The following is a 25630-nucleotide window of genomic DNA, read 5'->3' as shown; positions in this document are numbered from 1 at the left end:
GGTATCATCCCTAGCACAGGGGAGACATCATCCCTAACACTAGGGAGGCATCGTCCCTAACGCTGGGGAGGCATCATCCCTAACGCTAGGGAGAGACCCTCCCCGACGGCAGGGAACCGGCCCGTACAGAGGGAAAGGAAAAACTATAGATAAACTAGTATATGAGATTAAGACATTTATCGGAAAAAACAGCTTTTTTATTACTCGGCTTACTCGTCTTGGGAGCTTGCGGTAAGGACGATCCGGAACCACCCGTTCCCGGTTCCGGCGAGGGATTGTTGCGGGTATCCGTGCGACATACAGGCGATACTCCCTTGGCCGTTTTCACTTATAAGGCGGATGGTTCCCGCGTGGCGGGGAAGGAAGAGCCCGCCGGAACGCCGTCTACGTGGTCGTGGAGCGAACGGCTCGTGGTGGGGGAGTACGCTCTGCTGATCGCCGGCGCCGACCCCGCCGAGGTCCGGTTGGGCGATACGGAGAATCTGGGGAAAGCCTATGCCGCCGCCCTTCCCTCGGGAAGCGACAGCCTGCTGGTATCGCTGGATAGCCCTCTTTACGTGGAGAGCGTGACGGGGATTAAGGTGACCGATGGCGATGAGACCGCGATCTCATCGACCCCCAAGGATATCCGCCGGATCTTGCGCCTTACCATCGACGCGGGGAAAGGCTTCGGCGGGGCGAAGGTGGAGGGCCGTTTGGACGGGATAGCCTCGTCGGTGCGCTTGTCCGACCGGATAGCGACAGGAGTGGGTGTGCTCGACCTTGATTTCCGTGCCTCGGCTACGGGCGTAGCGGGCGTTTACCAAGCCGTGGCGGGTATCTTGGGTACGGTGACGCAGGACGGCTCGGACCGGAGCAACGTCTGCACGCTCTCGTTCGAGACCGCCGGCGGCGAGCGTTTCAGCTACAAGGAGAACCTGACCGCGAGCCTGCATGAGGCCATGTCCTCGGGCCGTGATACGCTGGATCTCTCCTTGAAGGTAAGCCCCGCCGTCCCGATCCGCCTTTACACCGGTATCCAGACCCGTGCCGCCGTGGACGTTTTCGACTCCACGCCCGTATCCATCGCCGTAGGCACTTCCGCCGGCGATTACACGGAGCATTGGACGGGGACGGCCACGGAGGGCGATATCCTCTTGGACCCGGAACATTATTATCCCACGGACGGCTCCGCGCTTTTCATCCGCAGCTATCACCCCGCCGCCCCCCACGTGAACGGCGAGGTACGGTACGAGCTGACGGGGCAGGAAGACTTGATGCTGACCGATGAGCGGAGCGGCTCCCTGTCCCGCCGTTTCGACGCTACGGAAACGCCCTTGATCCATAAGCACCTGCTGACGCAACTCAGCTTCCGCCTACGTGTCAAGGGAGCGCCGGACGGGTATAGCGTACATGCCGTCAAGCTGAACGGGCTAGCCTCGGTAGCTAAGGTGTCCTTGTCGGATGGAGAGGTGGTCCCGGTCGGGGAGACCAGCTCGGTGATCATCTATTCTTCCGATGACGGGAATGGTATCCCCGTGGTGGATGGCGTAGTGACGCTCCCCGGATTCGTGCTGGTGCAGCCCAAGGCCTCCTTGACGCTTGACATGACGCTCGCACCGGAAGGTGATCCCGCCTCCGGGCAGGATTTCAAGGATCTCCCCGTCTCGTTCGGCGGCGAGGGCAACGAGAGTGGAGGGGCTTACGATATCGAGATCTCGCTTGAGATACCCGTTGATCCGGATGAACCGGACGACCCCGATACTCCCGAGGAACCCAAGGAACCGGACCCCTTCGAGGAGTACCAAGTAAAGATAACGGCAACCGTCACCCCGTGGAAACCGGGCAATGGCGGCAACGCCGATTTATAGACCAGATTATTTAATTCATATTTTTTATTAATACTTTAAAATTACAAGACGAATGAAAAAGATTTTGACAATGGCGGCTGTGGCCCTGTTAGCGGCAAGCTGCTCGAACGACAAGGATGTGATTACTCCCGATTTGGGTACGGCGAACGCTCCGGTAGCGATCAAATTGACACAAAGCGTGGAAGGTCTCACGACTAAAGCCCCGATCACGAGCGGATCGCAGGTGGAAGGTATCGTGGTGATGGTGGACGTGGCGACCGGAGAAGGACATCCGGCGCATGATTGGGCTAGTTTTAATCCGGTTTACAAGAATGAGATCGATGCGAGTACAAAGGTATTGAAAACTCGTGCCAACGTAGCCGGCGCTGTATTTACAGCTGGGAAAGAGACGGATATTACCTTGACTCCCACCTTGTATTATGATAATGCGCAGGCGAGTCCTAAAAACTCCCATATCACGGCGGTCGTTCCTTCCGGAACAATCGAGTCCTCAAAAGTAGTTTTCGGTAAGGTAGACGGATTGCAGGATGTCATGACGATCGGTACGGATCAAGATGCCGGAACAGCAGCGTTACCAAGTCAGGAGGGATGTAAGTTGACGTTTTCCCACAAGACCACCCAATTGGTTTTCGCCGCTAGTTACACTAGTGTGGCTGATAACAAAGGAGAATGGGCCGGAAAGGACGTATCCATCAAGAGCATCAAGGTTTTGGGCACGCAATTGCCCCAATCCGTGAACCTGACAAATGGTGACGTGAATTGGGCTACTGCCTCCGATTTCTCTGTTCCCAATATCACGACAACCACCCTTTCCACGACAGCTTCTACGATTAGCCCGGCAGTGATGCTCGCTCCGTCTAATGATATCAAGCTGAACGTAACGATCAACGTAGGCGGTACGGATCGTACCTTCTTGAATGTCCCGGTGATGGACTCAAAGAATGCAGGTGAAAAGTTGAATGCCCAAGAAGGCTATGCCCATACGGTTACGTTGAACATTACCGAGCCAGACAAACCTACAGGAGATAATGTGAAGGCACTGGAAGTGAAAGCCACTGTCAACGAATGGAAACAGGGTAACGGCGGAACCGTTGACTTGAAATAATCCCAAATATCCCTCAACCATCATGAGACAACTCTCTATATACATATTGTCGATGATAGTCATGGGATCGTTGGCCGCTTGCTCGGACAATGGTGAGGCGGGAGGTGAGATACCTTCCGCCGATCCTCCGATCGAGCTTCGGGCGACGTACCCGGACACGTCCATAAGCACGAAAGCGGAAGTGGGAGAGGCGGAGGCGTTCAAGACCACCCTCTTTTGCGTGACCCGTCTCGACGCCATCACAGGTGTTCCCGACTATACGAGTCTTGCCGATCGTTTCTCCACCCCCGTATCCGACGTGACCACAAGTTGGGCCGATGCCGTATTCTACGAGGAATGGGTAGAGCGGACGGCTGATGTGGCGGTAGGCGGGAGTATCTCATGGGATGCCTCTCGTAAGCACCATTATCCCCGCATGGGAGCGAACGTGTATCTGGTCGGCGTATCTCCCGTGGCGGGCGATAACTCGTACGATGCCACCGAGGGTACCGTAAGCTATACCCTTGACGGGCATATGGACTTGATGTACGCCGGCCCCTTGGCGGGTAATAAGTGGGATGGCAACCGTTTTACGGGCAATACCGTCGCCGGGGTCGAGGCGAATCGCTCATTGAATTACGCCCACTTGCTTACCCAGCTGGTATTCAAGGCAAAGAAGCATGATGCCGGAGGACTGGAGGTGAAGGTGAACAAGATTATCGTGAAAAGCATACCTACGGCGGTAAATGTTCCGCTGGCTACGGGCGAGGCTGTCTTCTCCGGTTCCTCGGAAGTGATCCTTGAGCCTGCCGGCAACGCCACGGTAGGGGCATCAAATGTCGGTCCCATCGATCTGGGCTGCCTGTATCTGCCGCCTACACCCGATCCGGGCAATGTGAAAATAACGGTCGAGACTTCGATCGGTACCTTTACCGACGTATCCGTGAAGTTGGGTGATGAAATATCTGAGGATAATTTCAAGCCCGGTTTCTCTCACGTGATCACGTTGGATATCTACGATGCCTCTTTAGGTATCTCCTCCGTGGAGGTAGCCGAATGGACTCCCTCGTATGTCGATGGTAACCTAGACTTGATCCACTGACTGACTAAACGAATTGAACAATTAATAGAACGAATCAAAAAAAGTAATCATGAGAAAACTGATAAACTATAAACTACTCTTTCTTTCTCCCTTCTTCTTGGCTGCCTGTAGCAACGAGGACAATATCCCCTCCATCCTCCCTTCCAACCAGCCGGATGCCGTAGAGCTGGGGATTACGGCGGGGGTGACGCTTACGAAAAGCGTGATAAATTCGGGTACCCAAGCTAACGCTAGCAAAGATGATGTCATGAAAAGCGTGGCGGTGTACGCACGCTTAAAGGGGACAGTCGTATCGGGTGAAGATCCTTATACGAATGCGAAAAGCAATAATTACGCATTATATACTTATTCGACGACAGGAACCGCAGGTTGGAAAAGCGGAGATAAAAAGATCTATCTGACCTCCGAAGTGGCAAAGATATACGCTTATTATCCGGCTTATCAGCCCGGAACAAATCAAGAGTTAGCCACAACCACAGCTCTAGTATTATCTGATAATACCGCTACGGATAACTCCACGATCCCGGTAACGGTCTTTTTGGGAGAGACTGATGATGCGCATAGGGATTATCCCTCGACATTAATAGACAACTCTGAAACGACAAATACCAATAAGGCAAAGATTAATTCAGCGAAAGGTGAAATCGATTATATGTGGGCGGACCAAGGTAGCTCTGAGACGAATTGGATAACTGCCAGCAACACGAAAAAGGAAACCTCTATAGATGCCTCTGTTGATCTAACCATGAAGCATGCCTTGACTTTGGTTAGTTTCCGCATTTACAATGATGGAACTTATAAGAATAAAGGTGTGCTATCGAAGATACAGTTGAAGGATGTACCTAATCAAAAGGTAAGCGGTAATAGCAATCCTCTTGCTACGATGAATATTGATAAGGGAACCTTGGCTAATAATAGTTCCTTGACAACGGGATCTTATATCCGTGAGTTTGCTACTGGCGCTACTTATACCTTGAAAAAGAAAGGAGACTCTGGTTTATCAGACGATAATGCAGCTAAAGGGGCTTCATACCGATTCAGCATCTTGGCTTTGCCGATAACTAACCAAGCCCTAAATAATACCAAAGCCATCTTTACGATTGATGGAGCGGATTATGAGGTAGCGTTAGCTGATAATGCGACAGGAGTTACTTGGGAGCAGGGGAAAGAAAACATCTATACCGTAAAACTTAGCGGTAAGGAATTATCCATAGGCACCGTAACCGTAGCCGATTGGGGCACAGGAACCGGCAATGATGATTTGAAAGTTAATTAACCTACAGTCTAGGGTTGTAGAGACGGGGCGTGCCCCGTCTCTACAACAAAACACGAAACACGGAATACGAAACCCGTGTAGTAACAATCAGACCGGGTGGCAAATAATAAAACCGGGTGGCAAATAAACGAACAATATAAACAACGATAAATATGAAACCGTATAGATACCTATTATTAACAACAGTATCGCTTTCCCTTTTCGCCTGCGGCGGCGAGGATGGCGAAGACCCCATCGTACCCCCGGTTGATCCGGATACCCCTGTCGCCCTGTCCCCGCAGATCGCCAGCGTAGCCCTCACCAAGGCCACTGCCACATCCGGCGATATAAAGGCCATCGGCTTATACGCCGTAAATAACGTGGCAAGTGAAAACCATTACGGCACATCCCCCCATGGTACATACGGCCAATACACCCTCCAAGAGGGTTCCTTAAAACCCGCTACGATAAACGGTAAGGATCAAACGATCTGGCTAAGCACCCAGCAAGCCATAGTCTACTCTTGCTATCCAGTCACGGATGCCACTACGATAACCGCGGCCGGAAATGCCTCTTCCCCGGTCTATACCATCCCGGTACGAGCCACTGCCATAGCCTATTCGAATACGGTAACGAATGCCTCCTCCTTGGATTTCACAGTTCCCGGTAACGATTATATGTATGGTGTAGCCTATAACACTTCCACGAATACCTTTGTAACAACTCAACCCATAGCCGATAACGGCCACAGAGCCTCCGATCCAAAAGGCGAGAAGATAAACCTCGGCCTTAAGCATGCCTTTTGCTTGGTAAGCCTAAAGTTCAAGAAACACACGGACTACGTCGGTCCTTGCAACCTAACAAAAATAACCTATAGTCGCCCCATCCCGACACTACAAACGAATGGTACCACCACCATGAGCCTAAAGGACGGAGCCCTCGGCAACCTAACCGGAGCGAAGGCGGGTACACCGGTAAAGTACGAGTACACGGTAAATGGCGGCGTAACCGTTGCCGCTACCACAGACGGAATCGAGTTCATCAATTACGGCGTACCATTCCCCTCCGGCACTGCAAATGTTACCGCCGCTACCTTGACCGTCGTAGTAGATGGCAAGGAAATGAAACTAGACACCATTACCGACGGTGGCGAATGGTCCGCCGGAAATAAATATACATACACCATCTCCATCCACGGTACCGGCCTTAAGCTGGACGGCTTCAATGTGGTAGGGTGGACGAATGAATCATCCGACAATACAAGTACGACTATCTAAAAAAACTATACGACCTATGATACAGGATATTTACAAAAACGCACGTCCGCTACACCTCGGTGTAGGCCTGTTGGCGATACTGGCGCTCTTATCCGGCTGCTCCTCCGACGACTCCTTGCCGGAAGACACGACAGGGGCATTCTTACAACCCGTATTCCACATGAGCGGTGTCGAGACCCGCTCCATCATAAGCGGAACCTCCACGACGGAGGGTGAGGGAAGGATTAACGCGGTAAAACTTTTCGTTACTAAAGCAGAGGACGGCTATACTCCCTATGGCGGGGTTGGTACGGCGGGAAATGCTGGCCTTTCCACCTTCACCTATCAGTCGGTAGGTAGCGGCGGAAACGATTGGGTAGGCGATCCCACTGTGAATTTATCGAGTGTAAAGGCCCGGATCTATGCCTATAGCCCGGCGAACGCCATCTTGACAAAATCAACGACTACCACGACGCATACTATAGCGACCACCCTTCCCGTTCACCAGAATTTCTATGGCGGCAAGGGATGGGATTCTGACGCTACCGATTATATGTACGGTTCCGCCAGCAACACGGTAGGAGAGGCTACCGCTATTACGGCCAGTAATACCACGCCGTCCGGCGGTTCCCCCTCAAGCGATACTTATCAGCCGGAAATCTACCTGCAACATGCGCTGGCCCGCCTTTCCTTCACGATGCAATCCGCCACGGGACGTTCCGTGAATACGACCTATGATTACGTGAAGAAGATAACGTTGAAGACATCCCCCAATGCGTTCACTACCGGCACGGGAACGATGCAGATCGCGGATGGAGCGCTTGGTGGAGGAACAACGGTCGCCGAACTCACTTTTACCCCTAAAAACGATGCGTCGAGTAAAACCACCGCCATACTTTGCGGTGCCGCGGGTGTTCCGGTGGAGGTAGGCTATGGGCTGGTGGCTCCTTTGGTATCGACTGACATGACCCTTACGGTAGTGGTCGGCAAGCGGGATGGCACTACGGATGACCGGACGTTATCCGCCAACCTAAGTCAGATCACTTGGAAAAGAGGACATACCCACAAAATACAAATAACCTTATCCAACCGAGCGATTACGGTGAACGCCAATATCGTCCCTTGGATGGAGAGCGGTTCAGCAGGAACGGGAGACGTTAAGCCCGGCGGCTATTAATTACGGCATAAAAAGAAAAATATGAATATGAATTACATGAACCTCAGTTTAGCATGGATGGGAGCCTTAAACATGGCGCTGGCTCTCTCCGGTTGCACGAACGGGATAGAGACGGGGCTTTCCGCTCCGGAGGGAATCCCGGTGACGGTACTTGCCGAGATCAGCCCTGTTACCAAAAGCGGCGAGGCGGTTAGCTCGGATAATGGTTTCGATAGGACATCCTTCCTTTCCGGCGATCAGATAAAGGTGACAAGGACAAAAAAGGCAAGTGGGACGGCGGCTTCCCAATCGGCCAGCTATCGGTATGACGGGACTTCCGCATGGACCGTGGTGGGAACCTCGCCTGTGACCTTGGAGCCTGCCGTTACGTATTCGGCGCAGTTTCCGGCGGATTACTCGGCCATCAACCAGTTTCAAACCACGAGCGCTGCTTATTTGGCCAGTAACCTGCTGAAAACGGGTGATGCCACATCCAGCGACGGTACGTTGGACTTTACGTCGAGCGGCAAGCCCTTTACGCACGTCAATTCGAAGTTGACCTTGATGTTTACCGTGAAGCGTGAGACCTCTATCGCCAATGATGCCGTTACGGTAGCGGCGACGGGGATACGTACGGCTGTATCTACGAACCAGACGATCATGCTATATCGGCCTTACCCGGGCGATGCATCCCGGAAATATGAATGGTGTGGTATCCTAAGGGCTGTAGGTGGTAGCGCGGGAACCTCCGCTACGGATCTAACGGTCTCTCTCACTTGCGATGGTGTTACCTACAAGGCTACCTTAACGGGTTGTGCCTTGCGGACCGGTTACCACTATACATATAATTTGACCTTGCATAACGACATGCTGATCCCGGAAAGTTGTACCATCGGCAAATGGACGGATGAGATCATGGCTGGAGGAAATTTAACTTAACAACTATATAGCATTATGATACATTATACTATGAATATACGACAAACCATGCTCCACCTGTCCGGAGGCTTATTGCTATTGCTCGCCCCCGCCTGTACCTCAGAGGTGGATCTGGAAGGTGGACAGCCCTTGGAGGTGACGGCGGAGATCGTTTCTTCTCTGTCTACCCGTGCCGTCGACGCTACGAACTATGATAAGAGTAGCTTTAGTACGGACGATGAGATACAGATCAATGACGGGAGCCAAACCGTGACTTACCGAAAGGATGCCACGAACGGGTGGATTCCGAAAACGGCGGGAAAATCGTTGACGGTTTCCGGATCATCTACGGCTTCTTCATTCTCGGCCTCATATCCGGCAGCTTTCACCTTTATTCTGCAAGACCAGAAATCATATCAGAATTTCTGGCAAAGCAATAAACTGGAGGCGAAAGGTGCTAACGTTACCTTGAGTAGTAACAAGGTAAACTTTACCTTCATGCCGGTAGCGGCGAAGATCACGATCTCAATTAATTATGCCTCATCAGGGGGGACTACTACAAAATATAAGTATGTGACGGCTACCTTGGCAGGCAATGGCATCCGGACTGGTGCTTCTTCTTCTGAAACGATCGAGATGTTGCATACAGGGGATAATACCGTAGCTAGCGATAAGCATACTTTCGTCTGTATCTTAAGACCGGGAGCGAGTATGAGTTTCAAGCTAAGCGTTTCCCGTACGCTTGACGGTGCTTCAAGTCCAGAGGCTACACAACAAACATTTACTCAGCCGGCATACACATTTGGGGCTAGTAAGAACTATGTATATAACTTCACGTCATCCGATGAATTGATATTGACTTCCGTGGAAGTAATGGGGTTTAAGGAGACAACGGTTCCCGACAATCCTGTTAGCGCCACTTGATCCATTTAAAATCTATAAAGAATGAAGAATATGAAAAATTTATATAATCTAGGTTGGGGATTGGCCCTCTGTTCCCTGTTGGGAGCTTGCCAGTCAGACGGGATACCGGAGGTGGAGGCAGGTTCCACCCTTGAGCTGCGATCGGTCTCTTTGGCTGACGACGCTGTTACGAAGGCAGTGACTACCTCTGTGGATAACGTGAAATTGTATTTGAAGAACTCCAGTGATACATGGGTGAATCCGGTGTATTCCAAATCCGGAGTAACATGGGGATGTGAATCCGCGCCACTGCTGGGTAGTACCGCTACGGATGTGTATGCTTATTATCCTACGGAAGAAGAAGGTAAGGCCATTAACGTAACAGCCTCCTCCGGCGTGTACTCTGTCGAGGTCACGGTCCGGGATGCGGATACATTCGATGGTAAACAGATCGATTACCTTTATGCTAAGCCGGTTCAGGCTTCCAAAACCTCAAAGATAATCAGCCTTCAATTGTTCCATGCCTTGACAAAGGTGAGTTTCTATATCTATAAGTCTGCGAATGCCAGCGATGAGATCTTAACGCTGAAAAAAATAGATATACGTAGTAACACCGGACGTCTGCAAATCGGTAAGGCGGACATGCGATTGAACGGGACAGGGGAGGAACTAGGGCGTCTGAATGGCCTAGCGGGGACATCCTCGATAGAGTTGACCGGTTCGAAAATATTGGAAACCTCGTTGACGCAACCGAACATATCTTGTCTCGTAGCCCCGATGGACGCTGCCGAGCAAGTATTGTCGTTCCGTTTGACAGTGGATGTAGACGGGGTGGAACGTGAGTTTGAGACTGCCTCTATTTCTTCCGAAAGCGGGGTGAAATGGTTGGCGGGTTATCATTATGTCTATAAGATACGTATTGATAAGATGGAAGGTACATTCGAGGGCGTAACCGTATACGATTGGCAAAATAGTACGGATCAGAATACGAGTGTGGGTATTTAAATAAGAAGGGAGGAGATATGAGATATGTATTAAGTTTTGTAAGTCTATGGCTTTTGGTCACGTTGGTGGGTTGCCAAAAGGAATCTTTTTGGGAAGAAGGGGAAGGTGATAAGGTTGCCTTGGAGTTCGATCTTTATCAAGCGAATGTAACCAAGGCTGCGGCCGTTTCAGTCTTGAATGATAAAGCGTTGATTAAAGTCTATGCTTTCAAGGTGGAGACTAAGACTGAGACCGGTACTAAGACTGGGACTGGTGAGACTGGTACTCCTTCGGCGGAAGGTACTTATGTGGTGGGTGCGGATGGAAAGGTCACCGCCCAATCGGGCAAGGCCCTATTTTTGTATCGGGGTGTATATAACCTTTATTTCATTTCCTACAATGAAGAGAATGCGCCGGAATTGGGTGATGGAAATCTGGTGACCGTGCAAAATGGGCAAGATTTTATGTATACGTTCATGAACGATATAACTGTCCAGCCCCAGAAAGCGGGACAAAACACGATGTCGGTTACCTTGACGAATCCGTTCACGCGGCTTTGCTCGCAAGTAGAGGTGTCGGTAAAAGCGGCTAGTGTATCTCCTGTTACTGTAAAAGGCTTGCGTGTAAACTTTATAACGATGAAAAACTTATCTGATTCAAGAACTTATCGGCTAGGGGATAATGCATGGTATTCGGATGGAGTTGCGAATGAAAACAACGGAGTGGATTTTAGCTCTTTCAATAATTCCGTAGCTGTAGGCCTGCCTCATACCTCAGATCCACGTAAAATAGTATTGCCTTTAAGCGGGTCGGAATTACAGTTTGTAATTGATTTAACGGTAGATTATGATAAAAATGGAAATGGTGGATCTGTGCCCGGTCATTTTGTATTCAATGCTACCGCTCGTAAGACTTTCTTGCCCGGTATGTCCTATAGCTTTGAATTTACCTTGAAGTTCTTTGGGGATTTTAAAGAAACAGAACTGACATTGGGCATATTGGAATTCACGGAAATAAAAAATGTGACAGATCCCGTTGGAGGGGAATAAGGAGGAACTGAAAATGAGAATAAGTTTATTTTGTATACTATGCTTGCTGCTAGGGGCATGTAGTAATGAGGAAATGATACCATCAACATCCGAAGGAGGGGAGGAATGTGCTTTCCAGTTCCTGTTAAGGGTACCGGGTACGATTGATGTAGAGACGAAAGCGGGAACGGAAACGACAATTCTTAAATTGGGAGATACTAATATATATAACGTATGGATTTTACAGTTTAAAAAGGATGGAACCGAGTTGTTGAAAGCTGTCTTTGCCGATAGGAATAGCATAACGGCTGTGCCGGGAAGTGGTGGTACTGACTATAGCCAGTTATTGATTCAATTAACAAAGGATGATATGCGTTTTAAGAACGAGACTAGTGAGTTTTATATTATCGTAAATGCGGAGGAAATGAATGCGACGGAGGCAACCGCCAGTTTATTTGGTAATGATGGTACCAGTGGTATTCCTAAGACCCTTTCTGTAACAGATCTGATGGCTAAAACGAAAAGTATTGCTTATTCAGGAGATGGTGCTCCAACAGGTACTAATATACTATCTTCGGGACCGACCGACTATACGAAGGATCCCTCTAGCTCAGAGGCTGACATGAAGTTAGTCGTATTATCCCGTATGTACAGGGCGTTCGCGAAAGTGACCGTGACCGTGAACTCTTCAGTGGCCTCTGGCAATTTTAAGTTAATTGATACGAAACCGGTTATTATGTCAAATGTACCTAAAGTAACCCGGCTATATGATGACGACTCGACATATCCAACGATTTCAAGTCCTTTATCTACTAATTTCTATACGGAGGAGATACCTGTATCAGGAATAACACTCGGTGATAAAGAAGGAGTTTTCTATATGGCGGAAAATATCCGGGGTACAGGTTTAGCTACCACGGCGCAAGAGAAGAATAAGAAGGATATGGGGCCGGGGACTGGCGGATCTTTGGAAGGATGCACTTATCTATTGGTAAGAGGGCAATATCAGTATCCTTTGGGTGGAGGAGCATACTCTTCGCCGATCGATGTAGAGTATAAATTCTATCTTGGGGGTGACTTGGTGACCGATTACAATATCTATCGGGATTATCATTATAAGCTGACGGTGAATATCGCCGGCCCTAATAGTGCCGACCTCCGTGTAACGATAACAAACGGCAACGTGGCTGTCTTTGATGATGTGGACAATGTCGAGAATACCGTTAATTTTGGTGAAGAGAAATAGTATCCATTCTAAGGGCTGTGCAGGAATGCCTTGACGAATCTACCCTTTGGCATTCCTGCATGAACTATTTTAAATAAATGAGAATAACTTAGAGGCAATCGAGGAAATGAGCTTCTTGCATTTCTTGCCGATTGTCTCTTTTATTTGTATAGGAGGATTGTCTCTTAAAGCCATCACCTTATTTTTACTTCTTTGCCGGGAGGAAGAGCCGCGAACCAAATTATTCAACATATTATCGGAGGCCCTGTCTATTTTAGATACTGATATCCGGCCAAGATAGATCTCGGTAGTCCGTAGGGACATATGTCCTAAGGATTGGCTGATAATGCCGATTTCCGAATTCGCCTCCAGCATCATGGAAGCCCAGCTATGCCGCATCACATAGGTAGTGAATGGCTGTTCGAAGTGTAATTGCTCTCCCATTTTCTTTAAGTGGCGGTTTACTCTCCGAAGCGCGGACTGAGCCGTGACTTCTCCCTCTCCGCTGATTTTCTCGTGTAAGAAAGGGAATATCCACGGGTTATTGAAACGCCGATAAGAGAATATGATGTTCTTCATCTCGGGGGTGATCTTTACTTGCATCGCTACGCCAGTCTTGCTACGTACGTAGTGGATATAATCATCGTTTATATTGCTGTGTCGCAAATTAAAGACATCCACGAAGCACATACCTCTAGCGTAAAATAAGAAAAGAGCCAAGTGAAGGGCCGTACAGGCGTGTGGGTTCTTGGGCCGCTCAAGAGTCGCCAGATTTTGTAGGTCGAGGCTTGGCAAAGCCCTTTTCCGGGTGGGTGGGACCTTTATCTGCAGGCCGGAGAACGGGCTTTCTCTCGGAACATCCATTTGTTTATCTTGAGCGATCTTGTTGTACATTGTCTTTAGATTACGAATGTAGAAGTCCAAACTACCCGGTTTCAAGGGAGCCTGTTTCCCGTCTTCCCCTTGCATCAACCATAAAAGATAGTGATGAAGAAAATCGGTCGTTAAGTCGGCAAATGTAAACTCCGTTACTCTCGGACCTAAAAAGGTGGATAATTTATTCCATGCGCTTCGATAATTCCCAGCGGTTCTTCCTTTCCCCTCATCGATTTTACTACTGATCAATTCTTCTATACATTCCTGTAGCAAAGGGGAGTTGTCTGTTGTTTCTATATTCATATGATTACTATTTATGGATATAGAATAACAAAAATAGAAAAGATTGGTTTTATCAAAACCTCCCCTTACCAATTGTGGTAGAGGAGGTTTTGTTTTATTTATAGTTTATTTGAAAGCTTTCTCACTAATTCCGTCTCCATCGAGCCTCAATCGCTCCATATAATCCGGAACGGTACGGCCTAACGCTTTATCTACGTATAGTTTAGCCAAGTATTGAGCGAGCATGAAGCCGTGACCTTGCAAACCGACGAATAGTCCGTTATCCGGATCGATAATGTAGCGAGGCTCTACATAATAGCCGGACCATGTGGCTTGTACGGGTACTGTGGCTAACGATGGAATCCAATCGCAGAACACCTCGGAGATGATCTCCATGAAACGACGGGTATTAAACTTCAACTCATCAAAGTTGCTGATCTCCGCTTTAGCGTCGACAGCGGGGGAGGCGCAAGCGATAATCTGTCCGGTCTCGGCGAATTGCTGACCGTAGACAGCGGAGAAGTCGTTACGTTTCCGGCGGTCTATCAACATATCGAGGATATCCCCGTCTTTACCCAGATTCGGTAGGCGATGGGTAATCAACGCTTGGTGCTTGACCGGATAGAGGCCGGTGTAAAGGCCTAGCATGCGGGCGAAACGCTCGGCGCTATAACCGAGGGCGTTCACGAAATGATCGCATTCGTATTCGATGTATCGCTTATCATGCGTATATAATAAGACGTGATATTTTCCACCGTTTTTGTGTACTTCCACTAGGTGTGTGTCTTCCAAAACCTCACCTTGCCGCTCTTTGCCTTTGTTTCGTATAAAGTCTATCACACGCCCCGGGGTAGCTTGCCAACAATGCTGGGAGATTTGTGCGGCGAAATAGGTGTTTTGGTTCGTGTTGAAGTAGGGAGACACCTCTTTCTGGAAGTCTTTCTTGTCGATCAAATAAGCGTTGGACCAACCGCAGGAACGTTCCAGATCATTGTAGGTAGCCTCGTCGTGGGCGAACGTGATATAGCGTATCTCACGGTAATGGATATCGTATTCTTTTTGTGTCTCCTCGAATATCGTTTGGTTATTACGGGCGATCTCCGCTAATTCGGGGATCGAGAACGCTGGACGACCACCACCGATATTACGCCATGATGATCCTCGATCCGCATTAATAAGCACGGTCTTTTTACCGGCTTCCGCAAAATAACGGAATAATGCGCTACCACCTATACCTCCGCCGGCGATTAAGACTTCCGTCTTACGAACCTGCTTTCCGGAATCTACTTTATAGGTATCCGCTATCTGACGCTGCGGATACATTTCCCCTAGGACGAAGCGGGTAGATAGGGGAGCACGGGGGGTAGCGTCGCCTACCAGTTCGATACCTTTTTCCCTTAGTTTCATGCGTAGGCGGGGTATGCAGCGTTTTCCCCGGCATGGCCCCATTCCTAGGCGGGTGATATGTTTTACCTCGTCGACGGAGATATATTTACGATCCCCAATGGCGGAAAGTAGCTCGTCCAAAGATACGTCCTCGCAATGGCAAACATAGGTCTCCGACTCACACTCCGGCTCTTGCTTGAAGTCGATCTCCTCCGGATAGTTTTCTTTTACGATGAATCCTGTGATATTCAATAAGGCATCGTTTTCCATTCCTGCCGCTTTCACACGGGCCACGTTTGTTTTTGTCGGCTTCTTTAATACTTTCTCAATGATACCTTCGCCTTGTTTCTTCCCGTTATCATCGACGAGCCACACCTCGGCACCTTCTTCTACCTCGTATTCTACCGGTAAGAATAAGTTTTGCTTCCGGGTATCGTAGCCGAAAATAGCCAGCCCCGGACAATGGGATACGCATTGCATACAGCCGGTACATTTTTCGTAATCGATCTCGGGCGTTACGCTGGTGGAGCTTTTGGTGATCGCCTTTTGAGGACAAGCGAAAGAGCAAGGGTTACAAGCGAAACCGTATAGGCAATCCAAACGAACGAAAGGGCGTTGGGCTTGACGTTCGGGAGTGGGCCTTGGGGACTCTTCCTTGATGCGGATCGGATGTTGCTGGGAGTCGATGTATTCCTTAGATATTTGTAAGTAATCGTTGTAGTTGAAACGTACGCCTAGCTCTTGGGCGATCTCATAAGCGGCTTGCTTTCCTCTTAGTACGGCGGTAGTACCTTCTCCGATTCGTACGGCATCACCTACGCCGGCACAACGTTTTCCAAATGTATATTGGCCTTTGGTTAGCAATTGGTTGTCGGGAATCAATCCTGTACATATATTAATAACATCAATACCATCAATCACTTTCTCTGTTCCCGGGATTGGCTTGAAGTTCTCGCATTCGCAGACAACCGCGCCGGTGATACCTGTCCGATCCTGGTTTGGAATGGCTTTCAAAAGCATATGAGAGGTATAAATAGGTATGCCAAGGCGGCGAATTCGATTCGCTTGTACCGGAAATCCACCTTCATGGGGCATCGCCTCTAAAATAGCCTTGACTTTCGCTCCGGCTTGCATCAATTGGTAAGACGTTAGGTAACCTATATTACCGGCGCCTACTGTCAATATGTTTTTGCCGAGTAACGTGAATTCAGCGTTCATCATTTTCTGTACGACTGCCGCTGTATAAACTCCGGGCACATCATCATTCTCGAAGGTCGGCATAAAAGGAACCGCACCGGTAGCGACTATCAAGGCTTGAGCTTCTACATAGAAATTTTTATGGTTAAGCATGTCTTTTACGGCGATACGCTTATTTTGTAGGATATCCCAGACCGTAGAATGTAAGAAAATACCAGAGTGGTCGTCTCCGGCTAAAGTTTTCGCTATATCGAAACCACGCATACCGCCAAAGCGCCGCTCTTTCTCGAAAAAGAAAAATGCATGGGTTTGCATCAAGAATTGACCGCCAATCTTATCATTGCTATCGATTACGATGCTGTTCAAGCCTAGCTCTTTTAAGGTTTCCCTACAAGCTAATCCAGCGGGGCCGGCACCAATGATGGCCACATCGGTTCGATAGATCTCTACCGGTTCTTCTCTGGGTTCTATTTGGGAATCTGTCGTATAATTCTGTACTGTTATTTCCGATACTTCCTTTACATTGTCTACTTTCGTAATACAGATACGCTTTACTTCTCCGTCTACCAGCATTTCGCAGGCGCCACATTTACCGATACCGCAATTCAACGAACGGTTGCGGCCATTTACGCTATGACTGTGTACTGGATAGCCGGCCTGATGTAAGGCGGCGGCGATGGTAAAACCCTTCATTCCCGTTACGGGTTTGCCATTGAATAAAAAAGTGTGTTCTCCCTCTTGTGGAATTGTTAAAATAGGATGATTAACGATTCTTTCCATAATTGCTATTGATTTAATTGGGCTAAAATTACGGATATAATTGGATAAATGTCCTAATTTTACTTGAAATCTATTCATAAAAAAGCGATTATCCCTAAATATTTAGGAGTAATCGCCGTGTTTTACTTGAAATTTGTCGTTTTGGGTAACTGCTCCACCAACCATAGCGTCGGAAGCGCTTTCATTTAATGTTAATCCTAGTGCGCTAACGATAGGAACCGTTAGAAAAGTGTTCCTCATCCGCTTCCGCATTCATCCGGAAGGCAAAGAGCATTATTATAAACAATAATATAGAAAGTAACTTCTTAATCATGCCTCAAACCGATCAATCATCATTTTTATCTTTGTTTGTAAAACAATTTGCAGCTTGAAATGTTTTATATTCAAACAGTCGATAAAAAGAAAAGCTCTCAGCCTAAAAGAAATTACTGGTGAACCTTTTCAAACAATCTTCTGTTATACTATAAAATGACTCAGAAGTCACCTTGATAGTAGTCATCGTATAATAATTTGTTAGTAGTATTTGTTTTTTCATATAAGTAGAGTTTGTTATTTGTTTGGTCCGCATGTAGCTGTGAAGCTGGATGCGGATTTTTATTTGTTTCCGCATGGAATCCATATGTTAATGCTAAAATATAAGATGTTGTGTGTCATGATTATCTGTAGATAGGCGAAATTCGGCATATCCGTTGTTCTATATCTATTGATTACGTTAATATGAATAGATTGTTTAATTAAAAATCTTATCCGGATTCAGCGATCCAAGAGGTATATGTTGCGGAAAAGACTGAAGGTAAACTCTTTAAGGTGATTTTGGTAATCGAGGGCAAGGAGGCTATCGCTATCTTTAATGAAAAGGGAGAAGAGATGAAGTAGTTATTAATGAATAGGATAATCCAAGATAGAAATAAACTCTATATTTGTCCCAATAACCGTATGCAATGAGCGTCTACCACTTTTCAGGTAGGCGTTCTTTTTTCTTCTATTCCCATTCTCCCTTCCAAATGGGAGATCATTGTACTTCGACACTACACTGGCGATTCAAGTCCAGATTTTTTAATTAGCTTGAGAAAGAGACTGTTTTTTGAATTTCGCTATTCATTTATTGTTTATCAATAAATATTTATTACATTTGCAACGTCGTTTAAAATTAACATCATACGTCATGAAAAGAATTTCAACAGCATTTCTTCAAACAGTTATTGTTCTTATCGGTATTGTGGCACTTATTATTTTGATTTGGTTTCCCTTAACTGAGGGACGAGCCACACACCTAGATTTATTTAGTACTTACGCTGATCCATTTATCTTATATGGATATGGAGCGTCAATCGCTTTTTTTGTTGCGTTGTACAATGCTTTTAGGTTGCTCGGTTATATTGGGCAAAATAAAGTGTTTTCAACAAACTCTGTAAAGACTTTGAAGAACATAAAGCATTGTGCGATCTTACTAAGTATTTTAATCGTGGTGGCAGGACTATTTATAAGGTTGACCCATAATACAGAAGATGACCCCGCAGGTTTTCTTGCCATTTGTATCGTAACTACTTTTGCCGCTATCGTAGTTGCGACAGCCGTGGCTGTATTTGAAAAATTATTGCAAAATGCGATAGATATGAAATCAGAGAATGACTTAACAGTTTAATTATGCCTATTATTGTAAACTTAGATGTAATGATGGCAAAGCGGAAGATTTCTTTGAACGAACTTTCTGAAAGAGTTGGTTTGACATTATCTAACCTTTCTATCTTAAAAACGGGAAAGGCGAAAGCAATTCGTTTTAGTACCCTAGAGGCAATTTGTAGAGCATTAGACTGTCAGCCAAGCGACATTTTGGAATATGTAAATGATGAGAAAAAAACAACATAAGGAATCAACACTTTGATGTGGTTCAGTCTGCTTATTAGTATAATACAACTTTATGTAGTGCCTAACTCTTGTAAGAGTTTGTTATTTTTGATCCGCATGTAGCAGTGACGCTGGATGCGGATTTTTATTTTCTGTTTTATTTTGGCTATTGAAATTCATCAAAAGCATAAACATTATGATCTTTAATCTGGTTGTAATAATATAAGGTATTAGTTTAAGGCAATATATCCACTTCCGCTTCACCTGTGAAGGCCGAGCGGTTTGGTTTTCTAACTTTACTTCATGGCGTTTAAATCCTGTTCATGCAAGACTTAAGCGCCATTTTTCTGTACTTTCCCTTGAAAACTTTATGGGATCTACTCGGTATCTTTATTTTCAGTCTCTAGTTCCTTGATCTCTTTATTCAGAAAGACAGACAGAACTGTTCTCAGCACGACTATTCCACCTAAAATGGCCAATTCATTAAGTGTTGGTTCCAATACTGTTTTTAAGATATCTGACGCTATCAAAAATTCTAGTCCGAGAAGTAAGTATGTACTGAATACAGCTCTTAGTTTTCTTATGTTAGTAATGGAATAATTACCAGTAAGTCGCTTAAGTTCATTTCTGAAAAATGAGATGACTCCGATTAATGCACCATAGGTGACAATCAGAAGGCTTGTCACACTTATTATTGTCGCTAAGGTATTTAAAAAACCAGTAAGCATAAATAGACCATTTACAACCATAACATAAAAGGCCTATAGAATGTTTGTTGGAAGGCTCGCAGGTATGGTAGGTTTTCGGACTCACACTTTTACACGTATAGGATCAATCATGGATAAAAAACAACCCGGTAGTACAAAACTTGCCGGGTTGCTGTCTGTGTTATTCCAGAACGTCAAAAAATCCCCAATATTTTCACTTGCAACAAAATGCGCATCAAACATAATCTTTATTATTTGAATATCAAAACAAATCTATTAAATATTTTTCTTTTAAGCCTATTTTTATTGTTGTAGGACCATCTGATTTCTTTTTAAGGAAACTACTTCCTATCTAATGGCAATGAACTTCAATGATCTCATTTAGATTAGTGGTATATAATTTAGAGATGTGTTCATTTTCCATTTTTGCTATTTTATGTAAAAGAATTAAAGATGAAAATCTGTCTATATGATTTGTTTATTTGATTAAATATATTATATTTGTAGTAATAAAAATAAAGATTATGGAAGACCTTGAATTAATATCATTGTTGAATGAGTGTAATAAGATGAGTGTTTTTGAAGTGAGTAATTATCTTTTAGGAAAAATGGATTATTTGTCACGTATAAAAAGTGATAAGTCAAATAAGATACTAAAGTATATAGAGTCTTTTGTCTGGATGATAAATCACGCGGGTAACCGTAGGCCAAGTTATGTCTCTGATAAAGATTATGAATTGATGCAAAAATCATTTGCGATTATTTATAGGAATAGTATTATCCATTGAGTAGAATCGAAAGTCTTTTTTAACTTTAGGCAAATGACTCTAGGCTAAATCAAAAGAATTTAGCCTAGAGTCATTGATAGTGTCGTAGAATCTTTAATGATTACAAACCTTTGTAATATCTACCGTGAAACCATTTTCGACAGGCATGAATTTCCCCTTTTGTTTCAGAAATACGATTAACTCATCCGTATCCATATTTTCTGCCGAACAAGTATAGAAACGCTGATCCTCACCAAAAGTCTTAACGATCGCTTCTTTTAAAGAAGCTTCTGAATAACTATTACCCTCCATCATATGAAGGACTTCGTGTGCATGTAACTGTTCCATAAATCAAATTACTTAATTATCGGATACAAAAATAAGGGGTTTATCCGTATAAAGGTGTAACAAATGTGACATCCTTTCAACTTTAGGCTTTTCTAAACAAAAATTAATCAAACCTGTTTAAATGATAGGACGTCTTATTTTTTAATAACTAAAATATATCACAATATGAAACGTATATTCTTCATGACATTGTTTGTCGCATTAACGACAATCACATATAGTCAAACGGATGATAAAGGATATGAGGAAGGCAAATGGGTACTGAAAGGTGTGACAGGTTTGAACTTGTCGCAAACGGCGATGTCGAATTGGTCGGCTGGCGGTGAGAACTCTGTTGCCGGAAATGCGTATCTGAATGGGACATTAACACATAAAAGCGGTGACTGGTTATGGGTAACCAATCTCGCTCTCGATTACGGATTATCAAAGACTAAATCGCAGGGAATGAGGAAAAGTACCGATAATATAACCCTGTCTACCCAATTAGGATATTCCACCAATAATGTATGGTATTATACGTTGATGGGAGATTTAAACACCCAGTTTGCCAAAGGATATAATTATCCGGATAAGACACATTATATATCGAACTTCTTTGCGCCGGCGTATTCGAATATCTCCGTAGGTATGGAATATCGTCCCAAAAGCAATTATTCGGTTTATCTTTCTCCGGCTTCCACGAAGATGACTTTCGTGGAGGATGATTACCTTTCCGAGTTAGGAGCTTTCGGGGTCGATCCGGGAGATCGCTTCAGAATGGAATGGGGAGCTTACTTGAAAGCTCGTGCGGAATTAATCGTGATGGAAAACGTGAACTTGATTACTACAGCTGACTTTTTCACTCCTTATAGCGATCAATTCGGAAATATCGATGTCAATTGGGATGTATTGATAAGCATGAAGATTAATAAATTCCTGTCCGCTACACTCAATACGACGCTTAAATATGATAACGACGTGAAAACTTTTGAGGATAATGGAGAGAAACGGGGGGCGAAGGTCCAGTTCAAGGAAATATTAGGCATAGGTGTCGCCTATAATTTTTAAGTGGCATTTACTTGCAGAAAATTCATAGTTATGACTACTTTCACTCATAGCTATGAATTTTTTTATAACTATGACTTTTTCTTGTAGTAATGATAACGCTCCAACACTTCCCGCACGTAATTATATGTTTCTGAGCCACGCAAGTATCCATGCTTGCAAACAGGATCGTTATAATACTCGGGATCATTTTTCAAACGAATATATTCCGCTACATTATTATCCCATTTATTGGGATCTTTTCCATATTTTCGGGCCAATCGCTGCGCATCGTAAATATGTCCGATCCCAGCGTTGTAAGCCGCTAGGGTAAACTTGACTTTTTCTTCAGGATCCGTAATCTCAGAAAAACCTTGACGGAAGCGCCGTAAACAATCTACTCCCGTACGGATTCCCGTATCCGGATCTTTCAATTCATGCGGGGTGACACCTAATGCCTTCGCCGTATTTGGCATGATTCCCATAAGCCCCTCGGCACCGGCCCACGATACAACCGTAGGATTGAAATGAGACTCTTGATAGGAAATAGACGCCAGCAGCTGCCAATCCCATCCGATGTTTTTCGCATGTTTCTTGAATAAAGGGTCATACGGGGAAATATGTCCATTCTTTACCTCCGGAATATCTGCGGTAAAAGGTCGCTTGCTTAATTCAAAGTACCGCTTAGTAACTGCCTTGAAAGAATGTTTACCCGTTTTATCAGAAGCCCATTCATCGATGGCCTTCGCCAAGTCCGGACTACTTTTCCTTACCACCCATGAAGAGCGTTGGGGAAAACTAACCTTTAGGTCGACATTGATATTCCAATAATAAGTCTTGTTTAGGCGGGCGGTGTTATCATCGCTGATCGTATAGGGAATTTCGCCCAAGGAGACCATCTCGATAAGATCTTCGGTAGCAATGGAGTCATTTTCCACTTTTTGGATATGGATTCCTCCGCCGAGTTCCTCATCCAAGTTCTTCAGTCGTTCGGAGTATTTGGTGTTAGGCTTTACGTAAACATTCTTATCGATTAATTGAGTGACATCGGTAAGAAGCTTATCGCCTTTATTGGCCCGTTGTATCAATACTTGACTGGAGATATCCTCCCGGCCGCAATAAATGACCTCTTGTTTCAGCTTGTTATTGATTGGGATGGGGTAGGCTACAACATCGACCTCGCCGGCTTCTAGCATCTCGATCAGACGGGCAGGATTCTCGGCGACCTTGATGTTTAATTTCAAACCTTGGCTCTTGGCAAAATCGTTTATCAGATCGTATTCATAACCCATGGGTTGCATCTTATATTGGAAGTAGGAGGTAGAACTGTATAAAGTCACCGCCGTGATCTCGCCTTCCGCTTTCAGTTGCGGTAAATCCACGAAAACGGAAACGTCCTCTTTCTCCTCTTGTTTGTTACCGTTGCAACCATACAAGAAGAACAAAAAGAGCAGAAAGGGGACGTATTTCCTATACATTATATTATATGTTTATTTTTTCTCAAGCAAAACCACGTTCTCCACATGATGTGTATGAGGAAACATATCGACCGGACGGACTTTCTTGACGGAGTATTTCACGCTCAACAAACTCAAATCGCGGGCTTGCGTAGCAGGATTGCAGCTAACGTAAACGATACGTTCCGGCTCGGCGAAGAGAATAGTGTTGATCACATCATCATGCATACCGGCACGTGGTGGATCGGTAATAATAACATCTGGACGTCCGTGTTGGTTTATGAAATCCTGCGTAAGGATATCTTTCATATCACCGGCATAAAAAAGCGTGTTCTCTATATGGTTCAAGGCGGAATTCACTTTTGCGTCCTCGATAGCCTCCGGTACGTATTCGATGCCGATAACCTTCTTTGCTTGACGAGAGACGAAATTTGCGATCGTACCTGTCCCGGTATATAAATCGTACACCATCTCATTTCCGGTAAGACCCGCGAATTCTCTAGCCACTTTATATAGATTATAAGCCTGTTCACTGTTTGTCTGATAGAAAGACTTAGGACCTACCTTGAATTGAAGCCCCTCCATCTCTTCGATGATATGATCTTTTCCCTTGAATACGAGAACTTCTTGGTCGGTGATCGTGTCATTACATTTGCCGTTGATGACGTACATCAAGGACGTGATTTCCGGGAATCGTTCCGCCAGATGAGATAATAACGCTTCCCTGCGCTCTACATCCTCATGGAAGAAAACCAATACGACCATCAAATCCCCAGTGGATGCCGTACGGATCATCAACGTACGAACGAATCCCTCTTGGTTCCGTAAATCGAAGAAAGGATATCCCTCATGAGATAGGCAATATTCCTTGACGCAAAGACGGATCTTGTTCGATATATCATCTTGCAACCAACATTTATGGATGTCCAATACCTTATCGAACATCCCCGGTATATGAAACCCGACACCATTCATGCAATCGAAAGAAGCACCGGACTGGATCTCTTCCTCCGTAAGCCATTTCTTGTTTGAGAAAGTAAACTCAAGCTTGTTCCGGTAGAAAGTCGTGCGCTCGGAACCTAAGATCGGAAGTTTCTCTTCCATTTCGACTTTCCCGATGCGGGTAAGATTATCGTAGACCTGTTTTTGCTTATAGTAAAGTTGTTCCTCATAGGGAAGATGTTGCCACTTGCAACCTCCACAGACACCGAAGTGCTCACAAAACGGCTCCGCACGTTTGGCCGAGTACTCATGGAAATATACAGGTTTCCCCTCCGCATAACTATTCTTCTTACGGGTCAGTTGAATATCAACCACGTCTCCCGGAGCGACGAAGGGTACAAATACCACCATATCGTTCACTCTCGCGATAGCCTTGCCCTCGGCGGCTACGTCCGTAATGGTTACCTTTTCTAATATAGGCAACTGTTTCTTCTTTCTTGCCAATGTCGTTAAGTTTTAAATTCGCTTCGCGAAAATACTTACAATTCCTCTAAGAACAAAGAGCTTCGTTCTATATACTTAAATGAGTCCGGCAAACAGTTCTCGTTATTCTATCAAGATTGATGAAGATATGATTATGGACAGAAAGGGATGTATAGTATGTGTTTATAAATCAATATATTGCAGTTTCTTAAAATTTCTTATAAGGAAAACTTTTGTTTTGCTATAGAAAAACTTTAGTTCCACTAGGGAGAAACTTTAGTTTCATGCTGTAGAAACTAAAGTTTCTTCAGCAAAAAAACTGTCTTTTCCTGATTTATCTAGACACTTTTTTTGTTTATAAACGTAATCAGTAGACAGTAGTTATAAAGTAATACTGATATAGTAGTCACTTCTTTTAACTTCATACTGATAACATAGACACATTACCTCTGGGCCGAACAGAGCCCTTCTGAGAGATTAGTTGTTCGGCTTTGCAAAGCTATCGTATCCATCTCTTTCTCGTTACTTTTCACGGGTTTTCTTTTATTCCGCCACATTTTTATTTGCGTTTCCTTCTCCCCGTGCACTATGCCCGGGGTTTTATAACCGACACTCATGTGCGGTCGGCGGTAGTTGTAGAAGTAGATGTAGCGCTCTATCACGCTCGCGGCACGCTCGATGGTCTCGAACAGCCCTTGCCTATAGAGGCGTTCCACTTTAATTATCCCATTGATACGTTCCGCCACGGCATTGTCCGTGGGCTTGTAGTCTTC

24 protein-coding genes are annotated in these 25630 nt (G+C 45.6%); 15 read left to right on the top strand and 9 right to left on the bottom strand.

From position 1 onward, the window contains the following. Window positions 1-161: 161 nt before the first annotated feature. The 11 genes from ACESPU_RS03980 (at window position 162) to ACESPU_RS03930 (ending at window position 12782) form a co-directional block, all read left to right on the top strand. Window positions 162-1850, top strand: a complete 1689-nt coding sequence (locus ACESPU_RS03980) for a fimbrillin family protein (RefSeq protein WP_158532591.1) — start codon at window positions 162-164, stop codon at window positions 1848-1850. A 52-nt stretch (window positions 1851-1902) separates the two neighbouring features. After that, window positions 1903-2955, top strand: a complete 1053-nt coding sequence (locus ACESPU_RS03975) for a hypothetical protein (protein ID WP_373133142.1) — start codon at window positions 1903-1905, stop codon at window positions 2953-2955. 22 nt (window positions 2956-2977) lie between these two features. Continuing rightward, entirely contained in the window at window positions 2978-4036 is a 1059-nt protein-coding gene (locus tag ACESPU_RS03970) for a fimbrillin family protein (protein ID WP_158532593.1), read from the top strand. 49 nt (window positions 4037-4085) lie between these two features. Next, the gene (locus ACESPU_RS03965) at window positions 4086-5312 is read left to right on the top strand and encodes a fimbrillin family protein (protein WP_121772392.1); all 1227 of its coding nucleotides are present in this window, start codon (window positions 4086-4088) and stop codon (window positions 5310-5312) included. A 152-nt stretch (window positions 5313-5464) separates the two neighbouring features. Further along, on the top strand, window positions 5465-6568 hold the full coding sequence (locus tag ACESPU_RS03960) for a fimbrillin family protein (protein ID WP_158532594.1): 1104 nt from the start codon (window positions 5465-5467) through the stop codon (window positions 6566-6568). A gap of 16 nt (window positions 6569-6584) precedes the next feature. Continuing rightward, window positions 6585-7724 (top strand): fimbrillin family protein, encoded by a 1140-nt coding sequence (locus ACESPU_RS03955; RefSeq protein ID WP_227154355.1) that lies wholly within the window; start codon window positions 6585-6587, stop codon window positions 7722-7724. A gap of 21 nt (window positions 7725-7745) precedes the next feature. Next, window positions 7746-8642, top strand: coding sequence for a fimbrillin family protein (locus ACESPU_RS03950; protein ID WP_373133141.1), 897 nt, complete (start codon window positions 7746-7748; stop codon window positions 8640-8642). 30 nt (window positions 8643-8672) lie between these two features. Beyond that, a complete protein-coding gene (locus tag ACESPU_RS03945) occupies window positions 8673-9545 on the top strand; it encodes a fimbrillin family protein (RefSeq protein WP_227154347.1) in 873 nt (290 codons plus the stop codon). A gap of 30 nt (window positions 9546-9575) precedes the next feature. After that, window positions 9576-10529, top strand: coding sequence for a fimbrillin family protein (locus tag ACESPU_RS03940; RefSeq protein ID WP_227154345.1), 954 nt, complete (start codon window positions 9576-9578; stop codon window positions 10527-10529). Between the two features lie 17 nt (window positions 10530-10546). Next, a complete protein-coding gene (locus tag ACESPU_RS03935; RefSeq protein ID WP_227154344.1) occupies window positions 10547-11557 on the top strand; it encodes a BF2992 family fimbrillin-A clan protein in 1011 nt (336 codons plus the stop codon). 73 nt (window positions 11558-11630) lie between these two features. Further along, window positions 11631-12782 (top strand): DUF4906 domain-containing protein, encoded by a 1152-nt coding sequence (locus tag ACESPU_RS03930; protein WP_227154342.1) that lies wholly within the window; start codon window positions 11631-11633, stop codon window positions 12780-12782. A gap of 69 nt (window positions 12783-12851) precedes the next feature. Here the strand turns inward: ACESPU_RS03930 and ACESPU_RS03925 are convergent, their stop codons facing one another. From ACESPU_RS03925 to ACESPU_RS03915, 3 genes are all read right to left on the bottom strand, one after another. Beyond that, on the bottom strand, window positions 12852-13940 hold the full coding sequence (locus ACESPU_RS03925; RefSeq protein WP_005862537.1) for a phage integrase SAM-like domain-containing protein: 1089 nt from the start codon (window positions 13938-13940) through the stop codon (window positions 12852-12854). Window positions 13941-14045: 105 nt separating this feature from the next. After that, window positions 14046-17282, bottom strand: coding sequence for an FAD-dependent oxidoreductase (locus ACESPU_RS03920; RefSeq protein ID WP_048927274.1), 3237 nt, complete (start codon window positions 17280-17282; stop codon window positions 14046-14048). A 102-nt stretch (window positions 17283-17384) separates the two neighbouring features. Then, window positions 17385-17522: a hypothetical protein gene (locus ACESPU_RS03915; RefSeq protein ID WP_008772202.1), complete on the bottom strand. Its 138-nt coding sequence runs from the start codon at window positions 17520-17522 to the stop codon at window positions 17385-17387. Between the two features lie 925 nt (window positions 17523-18447). On the opposite strand from ACESPU_RS03915, the gene ACESPU_RS03910 reads away from it, so the two are divergent. Together ACESPU_RS03910 and ACESPU_RS03905 are read left to right on the top strand one after the other, a co-directional pair. Next, window positions 18448-18927: a DUF2975 domain-containing protein gene (locus ACESPU_RS03910; protein ID WP_048927275.1), complete on the top strand. Its 480-nt coding sequence runs from the start codon at window positions 18448-18450 to the stop codon at window positions 18925-18927. Between the two features lie 2 nt (window positions 18928-18929). Next, entirely contained in the window at window positions 18930-19151 is a 222-nt protein-coding gene (locus ACESPU_RS03905) for a helix-turn-helix transcriptional regulator (protein WP_005862373.1), read from the top strand. A 356-nt stretch (window positions 19152-19507) separates the two neighbouring features. Here ACESPU_RS03905 and ACESPU_RS03900 read toward each other — a convergent pair whose 3' ends face one another. Both ACESPU_RS03900 and ACESPU_RS03895 read right to left on the bottom strand, forming a co-directional pair. Next, window positions 19508-19858, bottom strand: a complete 351-nt coding sequence (locus tag ACESPU_RS03900) for a DUF1622 domain-containing protein (protein WP_057318927.1) — start codon at window positions 19856-19858, stop codon at window positions 19508-19510. A gap of 331 nt (window positions 19859-20189) precedes the next feature. Further along, window positions 20190-20261, bottom strand: a complete 72-nt coding sequence (locus ACESPU_RS03895; RefSeq protein WP_350453580.1) for a hypothetical protein — start codon at window positions 20259-20261, stop codon at window positions 20190-20192. A 100-nt stretch (window positions 20262-20361) separates the two neighbouring features. Between ACESPU_RS03895 and ACESPU_RS03890 the strand changes: the two genes are divergently transcribed. Then, complete coding sequence (locus ACESPU_RS03890) at window positions 20362-20625, top strand: hypothetical protein (RefSeq protein ID WP_227154340.1); 264 nt, start codon at window positions 20362-20364, stop codon at window positions 20623-20625. A gap of 93 nt (window positions 20626-20718) precedes the next feature. Here the strand turns inward: ACESPU_RS03890 and ACESPU_RS03885 are convergent, their stop codons facing one another. Beyond that, window positions 20719-20952, bottom strand: a complete 234-nt coding sequence (locus tag ACESPU_RS03885; protein ID WP_048927276.1) for a YecH family metal-binding protein — start codon at window positions 20950-20952, stop codon at window positions 20719-20721. Between the two features lie 165 nt (window positions 20953-21117). Here ACESPU_RS03885 and ACESPU_RS03880 point away from each other — a divergent pair, with 165 nt between their 5' ends. After that, window positions 21118-21999 carry a DUF3078 domain-containing protein gene (locus ACESPU_RS03880; protein ID WP_048927277.1) on the top strand — a complete coding sequence of 294 codons (882 nt, stop codon included), beginning with the start codon at window positions 21118-21120 and terminating at the stop codon, window positions 21997-21999. A gap of 68 nt (window positions 22000-22067) precedes the next feature. On the opposite strand, the gene ACESPU_RS03875 is transcribed toward ACESPU_RS03880, so the two are convergent. From ACESPU_RS03875 to ACESPU_RS03865, 3 genes are all read right to left on the bottom strand, one after another. Continuing rightward, complete coding sequence (locus ACESPU_RS03875) at window positions 22068-23453, bottom strand: transglycosylase SLT domain-containing protein (RefSeq protein WP_005862368.1); 1386 nt, start codon at window positions 23451-23453, stop codon at window positions 22068-22070. A 12-nt stretch (window positions 23454-23465) separates the two neighbouring features. Then, window positions 23466-24878 (bottom strand): 23S rRNA (uracil(1939)-C(5))-methyltransferase RlmD, encoded by a 1413-nt coding sequence (gene rlmD, locus ACESPU_RS03870; protein ID WP_005857064.1) that lies wholly within the window; start codon window positions 24876-24878, stop codon window positions 23466-23468. A 422-nt stretch (window positions 24879-25300) separates the two neighbouring features. Continuing rightward, the coding region (locus tag ACESPU_RS03865) for an integrase core domain-containing protein (RefSeq protein ID WP_217969712.1) at window positions 25301-25630 on the bottom strand (330 nt) is incomplete at its 5' end.

Origin of the sequence: Parabacteroides sp. 20_3, assembly GCF_964238835.1 — a bacterium.
Taxonomy (GTDB): Bacteria; Bacteroidota; Bacteroidia; order Bacteroidales; family Tannerellaceae; genus Parabacteroides; species Parabacteroides distasonis.
The sequence above is the reverse complement of the archived record's forward strand: the minus strand, read 5'-3'. Positions and strand labels throughout refer to the sequence as shown.

Excerpts from the sequence above, each read along its gene's own strand:
- ACESPU_RS03905 (WP_005862373.1), top strand. The coding sequence starts at position 18,930 with ATGCCTATTATTGTAAACTTAGATGTAATGATGGCAAAGCGGAAGATT.
- ACESPU_RS03970 (WP_158532593.1), top strand. The coding sequence starts at position 2,978 with ATGAGACAACTCTCTATATACATATTGTCGATGATAGTCATGGGATCG.
- ACESPU_RS03915 (WP_008772202.1), bottom strand. The coding sequence starts at position 17,522 with ATGAGGAACACTTTTCTAACGGTTCCTATCGTTAGCGCACTAGGATTA.
- ACESPU_RS03885 (WP_048927276.1), bottom strand. The coding sequence starts at position 20,952 with ATGGAACAGTTACATGCACACGAAGTCCTTCATATGATGGAGGGTAAT.
- ACESPU_RS03890 (WP_227154340.1), top strand. The coding sequence starts at position 20,362 with ATGGAAGACCTTGAATTAATATCATTGTTGAATGAGTGTAATAAGATG.
- ACESPU_RS03930 (WP_227154342.1), top strand. The coding sequence starts at position 11,631 with ATGATACCATCAACATCCGAAGGAGGGGAGGAATGTGCTTTCCAGTTC.
- ACESPU_RS03925 (WP_005862537.1), bottom strand. The coding sequence starts at position 13,940 with ATGAATATAGAAACAACAGACAACTCCCCTTTGCTACAGGAATGTATA.
- ACESPU_RS03960 (WP_158532594.1), top strand. The coding sequence starts at position 5,465 with ATGAAACCGTATAGATACCTATTATTAACAACAGTATCGCTTTCCCTT.
- ACESPU_RS03910 (WP_048927275.1), top strand. The coding sequence starts at position 18,448 with ATGAAAAGAATTTCAACAGCATTTCTTCAAACAGTTATTGTTCTTATC.
- ACESPU_RS03935 (WP_227154344.1), top strand. The coding sequence starts at position 10,547 with ATGAGATATGTATTAAGTTTTGTAAGTCTATGGCTTTTGGTCACGTTG.
- ACESPU_RS03950 (WP_373133141.1), top strand. The coding sequence starts at position 7,746 with ATGAATATGAATTACATGAACCTCAGTTTAGCATGGATGGGAGCCTTA.
- ACESPU_RS03975 (WP_373133142.1), top strand. The coding sequence starts at position 1,903 with ATGAAAAAGATTTTGACAATGGCGGCTGTGGCCCTGTTAGCGGCAAGC.
- ACESPU_RS03880 (WP_048927277.1), top strand. The coding sequence starts at position 21,118 with ATGAAACGTATATTCTTCATGACATTGTTTGTCGCATTAACGACAATC.
- ACESPU_RS03955 (WP_227154355.1), top strand. The coding sequence starts at position 6,585 with ATGATACAGGATATTTACAAAAACGCACGTCCGCTACACCTCGGTGTA.
- ACESPU_RS03875 (WP_005862368.1), bottom strand. The coding sequence starts at position 23,453 with ATGTATAGGAAATACGTCCCCTTTCTGCTCTTTTTGTTCTTCTTGTAT.
- ACESPU_RS03940 (WP_227154345.1), top strand. The coding sequence starts at position 9,576 with ATGAAAAATTTATATAATCTAGGTTGGGGATTGGCCCTCTGTTCCCTG.
- ACESPU_RS03900 (WP_057318927.1), bottom strand. The coding sequence starts at position 19,858 with ATGCTTACTGGTTTTTTAAATACCTTAGCGACAATAATAAGTGTGACA.
- ACESPU_RS03945 (WP_227154347.1), top strand. The coding sequence starts at position 8,673 with ATGAATATACGACAAACCATGCTCCACCTGTCCGGAGGCTTATTGCTA.
- ACESPU_RS03980 (WP_158532591.1), top strand. The coding sequence starts at position 162 with ATGAGATTAAGACATTTATCGGAAAAAACAGCTTTTTTATTACTCGGC.
- ACESPU_RS03920 (WP_048927274.1), bottom strand. The coding sequence starts at position 17,282 with ATGGAAAGAATCGTTAATCATCCTATTTTAACAATTCCACAAGAGGGA.
- ACESPU_RS03965 (WP_121772392.1), top strand. The coding sequence starts at position 4,086 with ATGAGAAAACTGATAAACTATAAACTACTCTTTCTTTCTCCCTTCTTC.